General features: G+C 62.1%; 1 protein-coding gene. It reads left to right on the forward strand.

What is annotated here, in order from left to right; genetic code table 11:
- The coding region (locus E5W70_RS30880) for an AAA family ATPase (protein WP_366509766.1) at window positions 1-572 on the forward strand (572 nt) is incomplete at both ends.

Below are 572 nucleotides of genomic sequence, written 5' to 3' on the forward strand. Positions count from 1 at the left end.
CTGCCGAGTTGCTTGGCGTGCCGGGTGGAGAGCGGTACCCGCCGCTGGCTCTCAGTCCGGAGCGCAAGAAGGAGCAAACCTTCGGAGCATTGAACCGGATTCTGGACGAAAGGGCACGTCGGTCCCCCGTGCTGATCCTGTTCGAGGACGCGCATTGGGCCGACCCAAGTTCGCTTGAGCTGTTGGACAGGTTAATCATGCGTCTGGCCTCTTTGCCGGTAATGGTGATCATCTCCTTCCGGCCAGAGTTTCATGCGGCTTGGGTCGGCCAAGCCAGCGTGACTTTGATGGCGCTGAGCCGCCTTGGCCCTCGCCAGGCGACGACGCTCGCAAGTCAGGTTGTCGTCGGTCAGTCGATTCCGGCGGGGATGCTGGAGCGGATTGTGGCGCAGACTGATGGCATACCTCTCTTTATCGAGGAATTGACCAAGGCCGTGCTGGAGCGCGCCAGTCAGCCCGCTATCGTGGGCTCAGCGCTTTCGGTGCCGAGCACCTTGCAGGCTTCACTGATGGCACGGTTGGACCGGTTGCCAAGCGCAAAACAGGTCGCACAGGTCGGCGCGGTTATCGGC

It is taken from the genome of Mesorhizobium sp. (assembly GCF_005063415.1).
Taxonomy (GTDB): Bacteria; Pseudomonadota; Alphaproteobacteria; order Rhizobiales; family Rhizobiaceae; genus Mesorhizobium.